The organism is Phosphitispora fastidiosa (genome assembly GCF_019008365.1).
GTDB classification, from domain to species: domain Bacteria; phylum Bacillota; class Thermincolia; order Thermincolales; family UBA2595; genus Phosphitispora; species Phosphitispora fastidiosa.
The window spans coordinates 81,739-98,049 of the sequence record NZ_JAHHUL010000015.1; the positions used below are offsets into that span (position 1 = coordinate 81,739).

General features: G+C 47.2%; 15 protein-coding genes. 14 read left to right on the top strand and 1 reads right to left on the bottom strand.

All coding sequences use genetic code 11. The annotated features are described in order from the left end of the window. The first annotated feature begins 386 nt into the window (after positions 1 to 386). From Ga0451573_RS13635 to Ga0451573_RS13700, 14 genes are all read left to right on the top strand, one after another. Positions 387 to 2,162 carry a formate--tetrahydrofolate ligase gene (locus tag Ga0451573_RS13635; protein ID WP_231684683.1) on the top strand — a complete coding sequence of 592 codons (1,776 nt, stop codon included), beginning with the start codon at positions 387 to 389 and terminating at the stop codon, positions 2,160 to 2,162. 125 nt (positions 2,163 to 2,287) lie between these two features. After that, the gene (locus Ga0451573_RS13640; RefSeq protein WP_231684684.1) at positions 2,288 to 2,809 is read left to right on the top strand and encodes an HD domain-containing protein; all 522 of its coding nucleotides are present in this window, start codon (positions 2,288 to 2,290) and stop codon (positions 2,807 to 2,809) included. Between the two features lie 49 nt (positions 2,810 to 2,858). Further along, on the top strand, positions 2,859 to 4,043 hold the full coding sequence (gene folP / locus Ga0451573_RS13645; protein WP_231684685.1) for a dihydropteroate synthase: 1,185 nt from the start codon (positions 2,859 to 2,861) through the stop codon (positions 4,041 to 4,043). Between the two features lie 5 nt (positions 4,044 to 4,048). Further along, entirely contained in the window at positions 4,049 to 4,417 is a 369-nt protein-coding gene (folB, locus tag Ga0451573_RS13650; RefSeq protein ID WP_231684686.1) for a dihydroneopterin aldolase, read from the top strand. Further along, a complete protein-coding gene (folK, locus tag Ga0451573_RS13655) occupies positions 4,417 to 4,908 on the top strand; it encodes a 2-amino-4-hydroxy-6-hydroxymethyldihydropteridine diphosphokinase (RefSeq protein ID WP_231684687.1) in 492 nt (163 codons plus the stop codon). The genes folB and folK overlap by 1 nt, the downstream gene beginning before the upstream one ends. A gap of 210 nt (positions 4,909 to 5,118) precedes the next feature. After that, positions 5,119 to 5,994: a Rossmann-like and DUF2520 domain-containing protein gene (locus Ga0451573_RS13660; RefSeq protein WP_231684688.1), complete on the top strand. Its 876-nt coding sequence runs from the start codon at positions 5,119 to 5,121 to the stop codon at positions 5,992 to 5,994. Beyond that, a complete protein-coding gene (panB, locus tag Ga0451573_RS13665; protein ID WP_231684710.1) occupies positions 5,994 to 6,830 on the top strand; it encodes a 3-methyl-2-oxobutanoate hydroxymethyltransferase in 837 nt (278 codons plus the stop codon). Before Ga0451573_RS13660 ends, panB begins: the two co-directional genes overlap by 1 nt. A 94-nt stretch (positions 6,831 to 6,924) precedes the next feature. Then, positions 6,925 to 7,770 carry a pantoate--beta-alanine ligase gene (panC, locus tag Ga0451573_RS13670; protein WP_231684711.1) on the top strand — a complete coding sequence of 282 codons (846 nt, stop codon included), beginning with the start codon at positions 6,925 to 6,927 and terminating at the stop codon, positions 7,768 to 7,770. Positions 7,771 to 7,773: 3 nt separating this feature from the next. Continuing rightward, on the top strand, positions 7,774 to 8,157 hold the full coding sequence (gene panD, locus Ga0451573_RS13675) for an aspartate 1-decarboxylase (RefSeq protein ID WP_231684689.1): 384 nt from the start codon (positions 7,774 to 7,776) through the stop codon (positions 8,155 to 8,157). A gap of 113 nt (positions 8,158 to 8,270) precedes the next feature. After that, positions 8,271 to 9,194 (top strand): quinolinate synthase NadA, encoded by a 924-nt coding sequence (gene nadA / locus Ga0451573_RS13680; protein ID WP_231684712.1) that lies wholly within the window; start codon positions 8,271 to 8,273, stop codon positions 9,192 to 9,194. Positions 9,195 to 9,208: 14 nt separating this feature from the next. Then, positions 9,209 to 10,843, top strand: coding sequence for an L-aspartate oxidase (nadB, locus tag Ga0451573_RS13685; RefSeq protein WP_231684690.1), 1,635 nt, complete (start codon positions 9,209 to 9,211; stop codon positions 10,841 to 10,843). Continuing rightward, on the top strand, positions 10,818 to 11,699 hold the full coding sequence (nadC, locus tag Ga0451573_RS13690) for a carboxylating nicotinate-nucleotide diphosphorylase (protein ID WP_231684691.1): 882 nt from the start codon (positions 10,818 to 10,820) through the stop codon (positions 11,697 to 11,699). Before nadB ends, nadC begins: the two co-directional genes overlap by 26 nt. 204 nt (positions 11,700 to 11,903) lie before the next feature. Continuing rightward, positions 11,904 to 12,872, top strand: a complete 969-nt coding sequence (locus Ga0451573_RS13695) for a biotin--[acetyl-CoA-carboxylase] ligase (RefSeq protein WP_231684692.1) — start codon at positions 11,904 to 11,906, stop codon at positions 12,870 to 12,872. 92 nt (positions 12,873 to 12,964) lie between these two features. Next, positions 12,965 to 13,531, top strand: coding sequence for a biotin transporter BioY (locus tag Ga0451573_RS13700; protein WP_231684693.1), 567 nt, complete (start codon positions 12,965 to 12,967; stop codon positions 13,529 to 13,531). On the opposite strand, the gene Ga0451573_RS13705 is transcribed toward Ga0451573_RS13700, so the two are convergent. Further along, a complete protein-coding gene (locus Ga0451573_RS13705) occupies positions 13,528 to 16,218 on the bottom strand; it encodes an aminotransferase class III-fold pyridoxal phosphate-dependent enzyme (protein WP_231684694.1) in 2,691 nt (896 codons plus the stop codon). The genes Ga0451573_RS13700 and Ga0451573_RS13705 overlap by 4 nt on opposite strands. Positions 16,219 to 16,311 lie beyond the last annotated feature (93 nt).

Below are 16,311 nucleotides of genomic sequence, written 5' to 3' on the forward strand. Positions count from 1 at the left end.
ACAGGCATACATATGCTATAAGGTGGATATTGAGGATAATAATTCCCGGTCAGGCAAGAGTATTAATTTTTTAAATATTTTGTCTTTATTGGCAGGAGATTTCGTAAAAATCGCGAATATGTATAAACCGAACTGAAGTTTCTTTTATTTTCCATAAGAGTGGGAATGGGATTGTGATTGTTTTCATAAGCTGTTTTCCAGGGCTAAGTCACCCTGAATGGCAGGCAGTCGAAAATTATTATATATGTGTAAGCAGGCTGCCGTAAGATACAAGATATCTAATTAAGTAAAAGGGGGTTGGTTGATTAGAGGGGTTTCGAACATAAAGAACTGCACAAACTTTTAAAATCAAAATCATAAGCAAACGAAGGGAGAGGATTATTTAAATGCCTTACAATCCGAGATCAATGGACCCAACAAAGTTTAAAGATTACCAAATCGCTCAAGAGGCTGAGAAGTTCCTGCCGACTCCGGAAGAGTGGATTGAAAAACTTGGGCTTGAAAAAGAAGAAATGATTCCTTTCGGGAAGACTCCTAAGCTTGATTTCCTGAAAATTATGAACCGCTTGAAAGACAAGCCTGACGGTAAATTTATTGAAGTTACCGCTATCACCCCAACTCCATTTGGTGAAGGTAAAACAACTGTTGCTATGGGCCTTATCCAGGGACTTGGCGTAAAAGGTAAAAATGTCGGCGGTGCACTGCGCCAGCCTTCCGGCGGCCCTACAATGAACGTTAAAGGGACTGCAGCTGGTGGCGGAAATGCCCTGCTTATTCCAATGACCGAATTTTCCCTCGGTCTCACCGGGGATATCAATGATATCATGAACGCTCATAACCTAGCTATGGTGGCTGCTACATCCCGTTATCAGCACGAGTGCAACTACACCGATGAAGAACTCACCAAGCGCGGTCTGAGGCGTCTGGACATAGACCCGAAAAACATGGAAATGGGCTGGATTATTGACTTCTGTGCCCAGTCTCTGCGGAATATCATCATCGGCCTCGGCGGCAAGAAGGATGGTTATCCGATGCCGTCACGGTTTGGTATCGCTGTTGGTTCTGAGTTAATGGCTATTCTGGCTGTTTCCCGTGACCTCGCTGATCTGAGAGATCGTCTTGGCAAGATTACCGTTGCTTATGACCGGACCGGCAAACCTGTCACTACCTCTGACCTGGATGTAGCCGGTGCAATGTGTGCCTGGATGAGAAACTGTATTAACCCAACTCTCTGCTACTCGGTGGAAGGCCAGCCTGTTCTGGTTCATGCCGGACCCTTTGCTAATATTGCTATTGGACAGAGTTCCGTTATCGCAGACCGCTTAGGGATGAAATTGTTTGACTACCTGGTAACTGAGTCTGGTTTTGCTGCAGATATCGGTTTCGAGAAGTTCTGGAACGTAAAATGCCGCTTAAGTGGCAATGTTCCTAATGTGTCCGTAATCGTTGCTACAATTCGCGCTCTCAAAATGCACGGTGGCGGCCCGCTTGTTGCCCCTGGACGTCCGTTGCCGGCTGAATATACCCAGGAAAACCTCGACTTGGTCGACAAGGGCTGCGAGAACCTGTTCCACATGGTAAATGTGGTTAAGAAATCAGGTATCGTTCCGGTTGTATGTATCAACAGTTTCTACACTGATACTGATGCTGAAATTGATCTTATCAGGAAAAAGTGTAATGAGTTTGGCGTTCGGGTTGCCAGGTCTGATCACTGGATGTATGGTGGCGAAGGCGCAGCTGAGTTGGCTGATGTTGTTATGGATGCCTGCAACGAGCCATCTAACTACAAACCGCTCTATCCGTTGGAAATGCCTCTCCGCCAGCGCGTAGAAATGATTGCCAAAGAAGTATACGGCGCTGATGGTGTGCAGTGGTCACCGGTGGCTGAAGCTAAAGCCAAGAAGTTTGAATCTGATCCGCAGTTTGCTGATTTCCAAACTATGATGGTTAAGACCCACCTGAGTCTGTCTCATGACCCGACTGTGAAGGGTGTACCCAAGGGATGGCTTCTGCCGATCCGTGACATCTTAGTTTACAGCGGCGCCAAGTTCCTTTGCCCATGCGCCGGGGACATTTCCTTAATGCCTGGTACCGCATCTGACCCGGCTTACAGAAGAGTTGATGTAAATACTGAAACCGGTGAAGTAAGCGGATTGTTCTAGAAAAGTTGATATGCTCGGGGAGGTTTGTTAGGCAAACCTCCCCGATTTAATTAAATGGTGGTATGCTTTTAAGCAAACTACAGTAAGGGGTTCGCGGGACCACCTGCTGCAACGGAGGTAGTCCTGTGGACAGGCTTGACAGACTATTAAAGGACGAGTTATACAGGGGTTATCTGGATAAAAATATAGCTGCTGAAATGGACAGGAAGTTTTGCAGGCACACTTTTCAGCATATGGTTGATGTAGCCAGGATTGCTTATATACTTTTATTGGAGACCGGAGACATTCGGAGGTTTATGGAGGAAAACGACTTTAACCTGCGCCTGGCAAGGGAAGTTATTTATACAGCTGCTCTCTTGCACGATATCGGTCGCTGGAAGGAATATGCAGCCGGGGAGGATCATGCAAAGGCCGGCGCAGTATTGGCAGAAGAGCTGCTGCTTAAAACGGGATTTAATGAAACGGAAACAGAAATAATAACCAGAGGGATTAGAGAACACCGGAGGCTGCCTGAACAGAATTCTTTACTGGGCAGGTATCTGCACAAGGCTGACCGGCTATCCCGGCAGTGTACCCGCTGTGAGGCTGCCGGTGAGTGTTACAAAATTACACAGATGGAAACAGGCCGGATTGAACTTGTTTATTAAGGACAAAGTATAGTGACTACAATATTAGCAGATTTGGGGGAATGAAAAAGTGTTCACGGTGCGGGCAATCAGAGTAGGTGATATTGAAGAGGCTAAAAAGGAGCTTTCTCTGACCGGAGCGGATGCTTCAGGGGTTAATATTATGTCTCCCAAAGCAGTTCACAGGGTTATCAAGGCAGTGGGTGTTCCGGTTAAGGCAGCGGTTATCCTGAAACAGGAGATGCTTTCAAAGGGTGGAGAGGCTGCTGTAAGCCGGGGTGTAGGAAATTTCTCTGTAGAGACAACTGATGTGTTGTTAATGGGCACTGTAGAACAGTTTAACAGAGTTATTAAAAAGTTGAAGGCACAGCCCTTTGGGTTAAGCAAATTGGCTGATATTCTTTGCCGCACCCTAAATAATCTGGAAGGGAACAACCATCAGGCTTTAAACTGCAGGGGACATCTTCTGCCGCTTGGTGAACGAACTATTATTATGGGTATCTTAAACATTACCCCTGACTCCTTTTCTGATGGGGGCAGGTTTTTTGATTTAGATACTGCTATCAAACATGCCCGGGAAATGGTTGAGTTGGGAGCGGATATAATTGATATTGGCGGTGAATCAACAAGACCCACCGCAGATCCCGTACCTCTGGATGCGGAATTGTCCCGCGTTCTGCCGGTTCTGAAAAGGCTGGTCGAAGAGATTAATGTACCTGTTTCAGTTGATACCTATAAGGCAGAGGTGGCCAGACAGGCGCTGGAAGAGGGGGCTCATATTATAAACGATATCTGGGGCCTTCAGGCTGACCCTGACATGGCAGACGTTGTGGCCAGGTATGAAGATGTGCCTCTGGTTTTGATGCACAACCAAAATGGGACAGAATATAACAGTATGATGGATGAGGTCCTTGACGCTTTGCGGAGTAGTGTGGATATGGCGCTTCGGGCAGGTGTGAAACGGGAAAATATTGTTATCGACCCTGGTATCGGGTTTGGGAAGGATACTGACCAGAACCTGGAGGTAATGCACCGGATGTGGGAGTTTAAGACACTGGGGTATCCGGTACTTTTGGGGACATCACGAAAGTCTATGATTGGCAATACCCTCAACCTTCCGGTGACCGAAAGGATTGAGGGCACCGCAGCCACAGTAACCCTTGGAATTATGCAAGGTGTGGATATTGTAAGGGTTCACGATATTAAAGAAATGGGCCGGGTTGTCAGGATGACAGATGCAATGGTGAGGAGGTAATAGATTTGGGAAAAGATAAAATCCTGCTCTCGGGGATGCAGTTCTACGGGAGGCATGGTGTTTTTCCGGAAGAAAAGGCTATGGGTCAGAAATTTATTTTTGATGTTGAACTCACCCTGGACCTGAGAAAAGCGGGGGCGACAGATGATGTTAATCATACGATAAATTATGCAGATATATATGCAACAGTAAAAAATATCGTTACCCAGAAGAATTTTAATTTAATCGAAGCTCTTGCTGAGAACGTCGCTCAGGAAATCCTGGCAAATTACCGGATTGACCAGGTAAGGGTGAATGTGCGCAAACCCCATGCTCCCATCAGCGGAATTTTTGATTATATGGGCTGCGAAATCATAAGGGGAATCAAATTATAATGCCTCGTGCGTATATCGGTCTGGGATCCAATATGGGTAACCCGGTTCTAAATCTGGAAACTGCTCTGAAAAGGATTGACGGGATAGAGGGGATCAGGATTACAGCAACCTCCTCAGTTTATGAGACTGAACCGGTTGGTTATGAAGAACAAGCCTGGTTTCATAATTGTGTTGCTGAAATAGACACATTATTTTCTCCGGAGGAGCTTTTATGTAAACTTCAGGAGATAGAAAATGAACTTGGCAGGGTTAGGTTAATTAGGTGGGGGCCCCGGACTATTGATTTGGACATCCTTTTATATGACCGTGCGGTTATAAACACAGAGCGCTTGATAATTCCTCACCCCAGAATGGCGGAGCGGGCATTCGTGATGGTTCCTCTGGCCGAAATTGCTCCTGATGCTGAGTTCCCTGACGGAAGGACTGCGGCACAGGTCACTGAACTAATAAATGATAATAAAAAATTCACTTGCATTCACCGGAAATTGTGATAAAATTATAGGCATCGGGAGGTAACTGTGTTGCGGTACTTCACCGGAAGCTTTTTTTTGTTGTTTTTTAACGCCAAGAGCCGCTTGGAGCCGTGAGGACCGAGACGGAAGGTAGAATTGATTTGTATCAAAAACCTTTCCGATTTAGTCTGGAGGGTTTTTTTATTTATTTTAATGTTTTCGAAAAATTCTGTTAAGGGGTTTATAACCATGTACAGGATTGGTGTAATTGGTACCGGGGTAGTTGGTTCAGCTGTAGCCATTCTGCTCCAAGATAAAGGCCATCAGGTTACCGGGATGTATTCAAAGACCGGAATCTCTGCTGTCAGGCTTGCTGAAAGGCTTGGCTGCAGAGCATTTACCGATCCTGTTCAGATTTTGAATTTTGCTGAGGTTATTTTTATTACAACTCCTGACCGTGAACTCAACCAAGTTGCTTCTTTATTGGCTGCTTCAGGGATGGTTAGGGGAGAGCACCGGTTTTTTCATATGAGTGGTGTTCAGCCCGCTGCAGTGCTTGCCCCACTAAGCGAAAAGGGCGGTGTCATCAGTTCGCTGCATCCGCTGCAGTCATTTGCTGGCATTGAGCAGGCTCTGGTGAATTTACCGGGTTCATTTTTCACTGTCCAGGGTGATGCTGCAGCGATGGAGACCGCCTACAGATTAATCAGTGACTTGGAAGGGGAGCCGTTTACCATCAAGGAGGAAGATAAGCCTCTCTACCACCTGGGGGCGGTTATTGCCTCCAATTATTTGGTCGCTCTGATGCACTATGCCATAGGCATATTTGGCTCGATAGGCATTCCGGAAGGCAAGGCGATAGAGGCATTATTACCACTAATCAAGGGTACTTTATCAAATATAGCGGAACTTGGCCCGGTAAAATCCCTTACCGGACCTGTTGCCAGGGGGGATTCCGGCACTGTCGGGGGACATCTGAAGGCACTGTCAAAATTGAACTACAGCTATATGGACTTGTATAAAACGCTTGGCCGGTACACTGTTGAGATAGCGTTGGAAAAAGGAAGTATTGATGAAACCCAAAGAGAAAGGCTGCTAAAATTATTTTGTGAGGGGGCTGAATGATGAATAACAGCAAGGTGACCACATTTAAGCTGAGGGAAATGATGGCACGTGGTGAGAAGATAACTGTACTCACGTGTTATGACTATTCCATGGCCAAAATGCTGGACCAGGCAGGTATTGAAATATTGCTGGTGGGTGATTCGCTGGGAAATGTGCTCCTGGGTTATGACTCTACTATACCCGTGACCATGGAAGACATGCTGATTCATACCAAGGCTGTTTCCAGAGGGGCTCAAAATGCTATGGTAGTTGCAGATATGCCTTTTATGTCATACCAGGTTTCGGTAGAGGAAAGTGTCAGAAATGCGGGGCGCTTCCTTCAGGAAGCCGGAGCTAATGCAATTAAGCTTGAAGGCGGACGGGAGATTTCCCAAACTATAAAAGCCATTAATGATGCCGGTATTCCGGTTATGGGACATCTTGGGCTGACTCCTCAGTCCATTAATAAGCTTGGCGGTTACCGCGTACAGGGCAGGGATGAGGCTACAGCACGGCTGATACTAAATAATGCCCTGGCTCTGCAGGATGCCGGTGTTTTCTCAATAGTTTTGGAGTGTGTTCCGGCACCTCTTGCCAAAATGGTTTCAGAACGCATCGATGTGCCGACAATCGGGATTGGAGCCGGGGCTGGTTGTGATGGTCAGGTCGTGGTAATCCATGACCTGCTGGGGTTATATTCGACTGTCTCCCCAAAGTTTGCCAAGAAGTATGCCAATCTTCACAGCACCATCCTGGAGGCTGTTGGGCGCTATAAATCTGAGGTCAAAGAAGGTCTTTTTCCCGGGTCTGAACACAGCTATGATATGGAAGAAACTGAAATCGGCAAACTGTACTAAGTTATCTGGAGCAGGCCGTCGGTTGTAATTGCTGAAAAAATGCTGATTGTTTTTGGGGGGGCAGGTAATGGGCGCTGGGAAAACAGCAGAGGGTATTAAAGTAATTGAAATGATAGCTGAAATGAAAGAGTTTGTCACCAAGGTAAAGAGACAGGGTAAAACTATTGGATTTGTCCCGACAATGGGGTTTCTCCATGAGGGACATCTGACCCTAATGAGGAAAGCAGCCGAAAAAACTGATTTTGTTGTGGCCAGTATTTTTGTTAATCCGCTTCAGTTCGGTGCAGGGGAGGACTTTGAAGAATACCCCAGAGACCTGGAGCGGGATCTCCGGCTTGCTGAAAGCGCCGGAGTGAACCTGATGTTTACCCCTGGGGTTACCGAGATGTACCCGAGCGGGTATGGAACGACTGTGGAAGTGGGCAGCCTGACCGACAAGTTGTGTGGCAGGTCACGGCCCGGACATTTCCGGGGAGTTACTACTGTTGTCACCAAGCTCTTTAATATTGTGGAGCCAGATATTGCCTTTTTCGGTCAAAAGGATGCCCAGCAGGCAGCTATCCTTAATAAAATGGCTGCAGATCTCAATATGAACCTGGAAATCAAGGTTGTCCCCATTGTCAGGGAAACCGATGGATTGGCCATGAGTTCTCGCAATAAATACCTTAGCCCTGAAGAACGCAAAGCGGCCCTGGTGTTGTCACAGGGGCTGGAACTGGCCCGAAATTTTGTTGCGGCCGGAGCAAGAAACACAGCGGACTTAATAAGTGAGATAACCGATTTTATTAACAGGGAGCCCAGGGCAAGAATTGACTATGTCGAAGTCCTTTCCTTTCCCGGGTTCTCAGAAACCGAAAATATGCATGGTCAGGTGATTATCGCTCTGGCAGTATTTATAGGTGGTACTCGGCTGATTGATAATATGGTACTGGAGGTGTAGCAATTGTTCAGGACAATGTTAAAGTCTAAAATTCACCGGGCGGCAGTAACCGAGGCTGACTTAAACTACGTGGGCAGTATAACATTGGATGAAGCGCTGATGGAAGCAGCTGATATTCTTGAGAATGAGAAAGTACAAATTGTGAACAATAACAATGGAGCGCGTTTTGAAACGTATGTTATTAAAGGAACCAGGGATTCAGGCACAGTCTGTCTTAACGGTGCCGCTGCACGGCTGGTACAGCCGGGAGACAGAATTATAATTATTTCCTATGTTATGGTTGATAACCATGAAGCAGCCGGTTTCCAGCCAATCGTTATTTTTGTAGATGATAAAAACAGGATTTCTGAGATTAATTCTGGGGAAATTGCAGGAGAGTCCCGGTAAGCGAAGAAATATATGGAATAATTACGGCTAATTAGGCAAATGTTGCAGGTTTTTATAGTTTTATATAGAATAAAAATATCATTTACGCTCTGATTAGGAGTTGATAGACTTTGATAAAACAGGAAGCTGAATTTTCCGGGCTGCAGAATGACATTCTCGAGCTTAAAAAGAAGCGCAATGCTGTGATCTTGGCACACCTGTACCAGAGACCGGAAGTGCAGGATATTGCGGATTTTACGGGTGATTCCCTTGGGCTTTCCGAAGAGGCGGCGAAAACTGATGCTGAGGTCATAGTGTTCTGCGGGGTACATTTTATGGCTGAAACCGCAGCTATACTCTCCCCTCAAAAGACTGTACTGCTGCCTGAAGTAAATGCCGGGTGTCCGATGGCTGACATGATCACCGCTGATCAGTTAAGGGCTAAGAAGAAGGAATGCCCTGATGCTGTAGTGGTATGTTATGTTAACTCTTCGGCAGATGTGAAGGCAGAAAGCGATATCTGCTGTACTTCTGCCAATGCTGTCAAGGTTGTCAGGTCGGCTCCTGCCAATAAACGCATCTTATTTGTTCCTGATAAGAATCTGGGACACTATGTCGGTCAACAGGCAGGCAGGGAGGTTATTTACTGGGAGGGTTTTTGCAATACTCACGACAGGTTATCTGCTGAACAACTGCGAAAGGCTAAACAGACTTATCCCGAGGCCCTGGTGATGGTTCATCCTGAATGCAGGCCGGAGGTGATTGCTTTGGCCGACAGGGTTTTCAGCACATCCGGAATGATAAAGTTTGCCAAAGAGAGTGACCATAAGGAATTTATTTTGGGCACTGAAGCGGGGATTCTTCATAAAATAAGAAAAACTGCTCCCGGGAAGAAATTTCATATGGCTTCAGATGAACTGATCTGTCCTAATATGAAAGCCACTACTCTGGAAAAGGTTAAGCTGTCACTTGAGGAGTTACAGCCTCGGATTATGGTGCCTGATGAAATACGTGACAAAGCCCTTGGCGCTGTAAAGCGTATGATTGCTGTTAAATAGGGGAGGGTTTTCTTTTGATTCCCAGACATATTGTAAATTTTGATACCCGGTCTCTGCCGCAAAAAGAGACCGATTATCTCATCATCGGCAGTGGCATCGCCGGATTGTATGCTGCTTTAAAAGCCAGCGAATTTGCTGAGGTTACCCTGCTCACCAAGAAGAAGATGGGTGACACCAATACGGAAAGGGCTCAGGGCGGAATTGCAGCCGCTATTCACAGCGCTGACTCGCCGGCTCTGCACAGGGCCGATACCCTGGAGGCTGGGGCCGGACTCTGTGATGTGGAAGCCGTAGAAGTGCTGGTAAATGAAGGGCCGGACCGGGTCCGGGAACTAATCGAGATGGGCGCTAATTTTGACCGTTTGGATGGTGAGCTGACTTTTACCAGAGAAGCAGCTCACAGCCGCCGGAGGATCCTGCATGCAGGCGATTTCACGGGAGAGGAAATCCAAAACACCCTTGCCAGAAGGATACTAAGCGAAAACAAGGTGCATTTTCTGGAAGACCATATGGTGATAGACCTGCTTACTGATGGGAACAAATGCTATGGCGCTCTGGTATGGGACAACCTGGCCCAGAAGACCATTGCCTATTTTGCCAAAATCACTGTACTGGCCACAGGAGGTGCCGGACAGGTTTTCCAGAACACCACTAACCCCGAGGTTGCCACCGGTGATGGTACGGCCCTGGCCTTTAGAGCAGGGGCTGCGGTTATGGATATGGAATTTGTACAATTCCATCCCACCGCGTTATCTCTTCCGGGAGCCCCTCGTTTTTTAATTTCTGAGGCTGTCAGGGGGGAAGGCGCTCTCCTGAGAAATATCCATGGGGAACGTTTTATGCCCCGATATCACCCGGGAGCGGAGCTTGCGGCAAGGGATATTGTAGCCAGATCCATATTCCGGGAAATGGCAGCTACCGGCACTACCCATGTTTTTCTTGATCTGTCACCTATTACGGGCAAAAAAGTTAAGAAAAGATTTCCAACTATTGCCCGGACGTGTTTCCAGTATGGGATAGATATAGCCAGGGAAATGATACCTGTGGCTCCGGCTGCCCACTACATGATGGGCGGCATCCAGACCAACCTTGATGGGGAGACTTCTGTTGCCGGGCTTTATGCCTGTGGGGAAGCAGCATGCCAGGGGGTTCACGGGGCTAACCGGCTGGCCAGCAATTCACTGCTCGATGGCCTGGTATTCGGCCACCGGATAGTAGACAGCAGTAAGCCTAAATTCAAAGAATGGCGGGGGCCCCATGGCCGGCACTTTAGTTATAACGAGTTGCTTGCTCCGCAATCAGACAATGTATCTCGAATTAAGGAAGTCAGGGAAGTTATCCAGCGTCTGATGTGGGAAAATGTTGGCATTATCAGAGATGAAAATGTCCTGCGAAATGCTCTTAATTGTCTTGAACAGATGCATAACATATTTAGATTTGAGTCCGGGTGTATGGAGGAAATGGAAACTTATAATATTCTTGTTGCTGCTACCCTAATTACCTATGCTGCGCTTACCAGAGGTGAAAGCAGGGGCGGGCACTGCAGGGTAAACTATGGGGTCAGGGATGATGTTAACTGGAAAAAGCATATGGTAATATACCGGGATTCAGGAGGCGAAATAAGTGCATATAAACGTGAAGTTACTTGATGAAATAATCGCCGGGGCGATAAAGGAAGATGTTGGGACAGGGGACCTGACCACAATGAGTACTGTGCCTGAAGGCGCTGTTACCGAAGGGTATATTTATGCCAAGGAAACCGGTGTGATTGCAGGGACCTGGGCTGCTGAACGGGTATTTCAATTTCTCAGCCATGAAATGCAGTTTACATATAGGAAAAGAGATGGTGACATTGTTGAACCGGGAGATGTTATTGCCGTTATTTCCGGACCTGCAGGACCCATTTTAACAGGAGAAAGGGTAGCCCTAAATCTGCTTCAGAGACTCTCGGGCATAGCTACCCGGACAGCTGCCATTACGAATATGGTGAAAGGGTTTAACTGCATCATAGTTGATACCCGGAAAACCACCCCAGGGCTTAGGGCTTTGGAGAAATACGCCGTTACCGTCGGCGGGGGCAGAAACCACCGGTTTGGCCTTTATGATGGGATCCTAATTAAAGATAATCACATCAAGGTAGCCGGAGGGATTGCAAATGCCGTGGCTATGGCTCGGGCGAAAGCGCCCCATACCCTTAAGGTTGAGGTTGAAGTAGAGGACCTTAAAGGGGTTTGTGAGGCCCTGGAAGCAGGCGCTGATATCATTATGCTTGATAATATGGATTTTGAGGCAGTCAGCGAAGCAGTCAAGCTGATTAACCACAGGGCTCAGGTAGAAGTATCCGGTGGAGTAACCGAGGACACGGCAGCAGGGTATGCCCGCGCCGGAGCTGATATTATTTCTATGGGCGCTCTGACACATTCCGTGAAATCCCTGGACATCAGCCTGGATATCCGGGAGATAAAGATTAGACCCCGGAGTCAGGAGGCAGGAGTCAGGAGTTAGGAGTAAGGAATAAGGAGTCAGGAGTAAGGAATAAGGAATAAGGAGTTAGGAGTAAGGAGTTAGGAGTCAGGAGTCAGTGAGCCGCCGTGTTATTAACGCTACTTTTATTATTTAAGTGCACAGTATGTTTGTTAACTGCAAGGGAAGAAGTAGTTGACAATATACTGTTTTGTATTTTATAATGAATTCATAGTGAGGTGTGGTATGAAGGGTCAGATAGTATCCCTGCTGAAAAAAAGATGTCCGGAATATGTTTCCGGGGAAGAAATAAGCCAGATCCTGGGGGTATCCCGGACTGCAATCTGGAAACATATCAAGAAGCTGAAGGAAGATGGCTACCGGATAGAGTCGCATTCCAGAATCGGTTACAGGCTGGTGCATGTTCCTGACCGTTTATTCACACATGAGCTTGAAGGGTTGTTAACAGGGAAGTTGATTGGAAGTTACATAGTATATCGTGAAACAGTCAATTCTACCAACGACCTGGCAAAAGAGCTGGCCAGGGAAGGCGCGGAGAGCGGAACTGTTGTGATTGCTGAGGAGCAGACCGGTGGTAAGGGCAGGATGGGCCGAAAATGGCATTCCCCCGAAGGGGAGGGGTTATGGTTTTCCGTAATCCTGAGGCCTCCTATCAGCCCCAGTGAGGCTCCAAAAATTACTCTGGTGGCAGCTGTTGCGCTGGCTAAGGCAATCAGGGAATTAAACGGTATCGAAGCCGGGATAAAGTGGCCTAATGATATTTTGATCTCAGGGCGCAAGCTGGCAGGAATCCTTACCGAGATGAGTGCGGAAATCGACAGGGTTAATTATGTGATTGTTGGAATCGGTGTCAATGTAAATCTTGACAGTGAAAAGCTGGCTGAAGGGCTGTCGGAAACGGCTACTTTTATTGAAAAAGAGAGTTGTGGGCAGGTATCACGTCTGAGATTGTTATCCGGAATCCTAGACCGTTTTGATGTACTTTATGAAGAGTTCATTAATGGTCATTTCAGCAGCATTCTATCGTTGTGGAAGGAAATGTCTGTTACCATAAACCGCTGGGTTAGGGTAACTTCTATTGCAGGCGTTGATGAAGGAATAGCCTTTGACATTGATGCAGAAGGGGCGCTTCTGCTGATGAAAAAAGATGGTTCCATGAAGAGGGTTCTTTCAGGGGATGTTACTCTGCGTTAGCCCCATTAATAAGTTTACTTTGAAGCACAGGTTTTTTTTTGCTTGCATTGTAAACCGATAAAAAAAACAGGTTAACAAAAGGAGCATTAATTATGAAAATTTCTGTTAAAGAGATGGCTCTTGTGTCTATGTTTGCAGCCCTGGCCTGTGCGGGGGGCCTGATTCTGAGGTTTGGTGGGGATGTTGTGGTGCCGTTCAGCATCCTGCCTTTTGTCACCATGCTGGCAGGAGTCCTTCTGGGAGGAAGGCTGGGGGCTTTGAGTATGATGGTTTATCTGGTTATCGGCTTTTTGGGAATACCGGTTTTCGCAACTGCTCCCTATGGGGGGGTGACTTACCTGGTCAAACCAACTGCCGGATTCCTGTTTGGTTTTGTCGGCGCTGCCTATGTTACCGGAAAAGTAAGCGAAAGGATAGGCAAAAATACCATGTGGAGTTACATCATAGCATCATTTGCCGGAATAGGAGTCCTATATCTGGTCGGCATTCCGTATTTCTATATACTGATGAACTTTTATCTGGGCAAAGCCATGACTGCATGGACAGTAATCCAGTATGTTTTTGTGCCCTTTATCTTGTCAGACCTGATTAAAGCAGTTGTTGTATCTGTAATAGCAGTTCCTATTGCCAGGCAGGTAAAAATACGGACATTGGGTTAGGCTTTTCTCCGTACATCTATACAGCGCGCGTTTTTCCTGGCAGCTTCAGCTATTTCCGTAGTTATCGCACCCTTTTTATTTTGCGGTATGGCCAGTTCGAAACCATGTGTCCGCGCCAGGCTCTTAAGGTAGTATATGTCTTCGACCGGCAGCTTTAGACCGATACTGAAGTCACGATAGTCACCCTCCAAGGCCAGGAGCATTGTTTCTGACAGGCAGGCCAGATTCATTCCGGGGTCATAGCCGATATTCTGCCCAAAGCAGATTTTGTCGGGGTATTTAACCAGGCCGCCTTCAATGACCAGGACATCCTTGCGGCTGCTGAGCACAGACTGGGACACATCTGCCGGGCGGGCGACATCACAGATGACACAACCCTGTTTTAGGTATTCCGGCATAATCAGGTCAGATGTCGAACTTGAGGCCGTAATTACCAGGTCTGATTGCAGCAGCGCCTGCCTGATATTCACAGTAGTCTTAATTGGCGGGCTGCTGAATTTGCCGGACCGGGCTAAGTTATTATTTATAAATTCATAAAATGAAAAAGGTAAATCCCCTTTGACGGCGTTTCTAAGGTTTTCCACCTGCCGGGGGTCTGAACTGTTTAGGCAGCTGATAAACCCTTTCAGCCATTTGGCAATTCCTTTCTGTTGGTCAAGTGAGGTATTGTCTTTTACTAAATCGGTGATTACATATCCATATATTTCATTAGCGAGCTTTTCCAGCCTGCGCAGGCTGGTTTTCTCTTTACCCGGGTTACCCACCAGGTAAAGCTGCCCTGCTTCTCGTGCCAGCATAATGGCACAGACCCGGCCTATAGAACCGGTGGCCCCGATTACTGCTCCGGCGGCCTTTTCCGGTTTAATGTCCATCATGGAAGCGCCCTTAATCAGGGCATCAAAAGCTGTGGCCACGGTAAAGCTGTTACCTGAGGTAATGGCGACACCCCTGCCCTGGAGGTCGGTGCCGCCCCGGCTGACAATTGATGTATATGCCCCGAGGCCTACTATTTTTGCTCCCAGGCTCTTGGCCAAATCCACGGCTTCAACCAGAGTCGATACGGCTTTTTTTCTGGACATATCCAGGAGGTGTTTTCCGCTGTAAGGCACGCCGATTAACCAGCCTTCAGCAATTTTACCGGCTTTTGATTTGAAGGCCGGAAGGTGTACAATAACATCCGGAGTGGCTTCCAGAGAAGCCTCCCAATCCAGCAGTTTTTCCAGTTCTGTTTCGTCCAGCTTCATAAAGGAGGGGTTGTTTTTAACCATGTCCGCAACTGCTGGGTAATGAATCAGAAAAGCAAATTTTTCAGAGGGCTTTTCTCCCGGCAGCAGGGCTGAAGCTTTGACCGGCTTCCGGTATTTTCTGAAATCGGTAACCGTACCATCACTTTTCCGGCCCAGGAGGTAGCTGTACAGTTCACTGTAATCCTGGTAATAAAGTACATTAACTACGTCTTCCAGAGCTCTGAGAGCTTGTCCGATTTGTTCTCTGCTGACTGTTAGGGCCGGCTGCAGCCTAAGAGTCATAGAATTATTCAGAAACGGGGCACACCGTACCTTATGAACATGCAGCAGGTAACCTGCCAGCAGCGCTGAAAAACCGTTCTGCTGGGCTAAATATCGAATGCTAAAAGACTCCGAACCGTCAAAGCCGTTGAATTCTACACCGACCATGAGGCCCTGCCCCCGAATTTCTTTGATTACACCGGGATACTTGGAGTCTATTTTTTTAAGACCGTCCACAAGATATGAACCCATCAAGGCAGCAGATTTGACCAGTGACCGGTCATTTGCTGTCAGGAGGTCAATAACTTTGATGCCAACAGAACAGGTGAAATTATTATTGGCAAATGTGGAACTGTGCAGTTTGCCGAATCCGTCGTTCCAGGCGTGTTTTGAACTGAGGCAGACACCCAGGGGAACCAGACCGCCGCCAAGAGCCTTGGATAAGAGCAGAATGTCAGGGCTGACTCCAGCCAGTTCACAGGCAAAAAGGCTACCTGATCTGCCCAAGCCGGTCTGGACCTCATCAACAACCAACAGGACACCGTACTCGCGGCAGATATGTTCTGCGCATTTGAGGTAGCCTTCAGAGGGGATTATAATACCACCCTCACCCTGAATAGGTTCGACAATAAAGGCTGCAATTTCACTGCCCTGGTTTTTCAGCTTTGTTTCCAAGGCTTTGGTGTCGTTAAAGGGGATGGTTTCAAATCCCGGTACAGGTGCAAAGAAGGGTTCCTGATATACGGGTCTCCCCGTAGCTGACAGAGCTCCCATAGTTTTTCCATGAAAGCTGTTATCTGCAGACAGAATTGTTTTTTTCCCCGTTGTGGAGCGCGCCAGCTTGATAGCAGTTTCCACAGCTTCGGCGCCGCTTTGACAGAAGGTGGCCTGGGCCATTTCACCCGGAGCAAGTTTAATCAGCCTTTCTGCCAGTTCTGCGGCCTTAACAGGCACAGACGGCTGGACCATTGCGGGAAGGTCTGAACCCAAAAAATCCTGCACTGCAGACGCTATTTCCGGGTGATTGTACCCGAACGGTACTGCGCCATACTGTGCAATAAAGTCCAGATATGAATTGTCCTCCCGGTCATAAAGGTATTGGCCCTGACCTTTTACATATTCGATATCCAGCTTAAAGCTTTTTAACAACCTGCCTGTTGACGGGTTTAGCAAATCCATACTCAAAGTAATCCAGTCCCTTCAGTAGAGAATCCAAATAAAAACGGCATTATTAAATATATGCTTATATTATATATTTTAATCCAATAAAGG

Excerpts from the sequence above, each read along its gene's own strand:
- Ga0451573_RS13635 (WP_231684683.1), top strand. The coding sequence starts at position 387 with ATGCCTTACAATCCGAGATCAATGGACCCAACAAAGTTTAAAGATTAC.
- folK (WP_231684687.1), top strand. The coding sequence starts at position 4,417 with ATGCCTCGTGCGTATATCGGTCTGGGATCCAATATGGGTAACCCGGTT.
- Ga0451573_RS13660 (WP_231684688.1), top strand. The coding sequence starts at position 5,119 with ATGTACAGGATTGGTGTAATTGGTACCGGGGTAGTTGGTTCAGCTGTA.
- panB (WP_231684710.1), top strand. The coding sequence starts at position 5,994 with ATGAATAACAGCAAGGTGACCACATTTAAGCTGAGGGAAATGATGGCA.
- Ga0451573_RS13695 (WP_231684692.1), top strand. The coding sequence starts at position 11,904 with ATGAAGGGTCAGATAGTATCCCTGCTGAAAAAAAGATGTCCGGAATAT.
- Ga0451573_RS13700 (WP_231684693.1), top strand. The coding sequence starts at position 12,965 with ATGAAAATTTCTGTTAAAGAGATGGCTCTTGTGTCTATGTTTGCAGCC.
- Ga0451573_RS13705 (WP_231684694.1), bottom strand. The coding sequence starts at position 16,218 with ATGGATTTGCTAAACCCGTCAACAGGCAGGTTGTTAAAAAGCTTTAAG.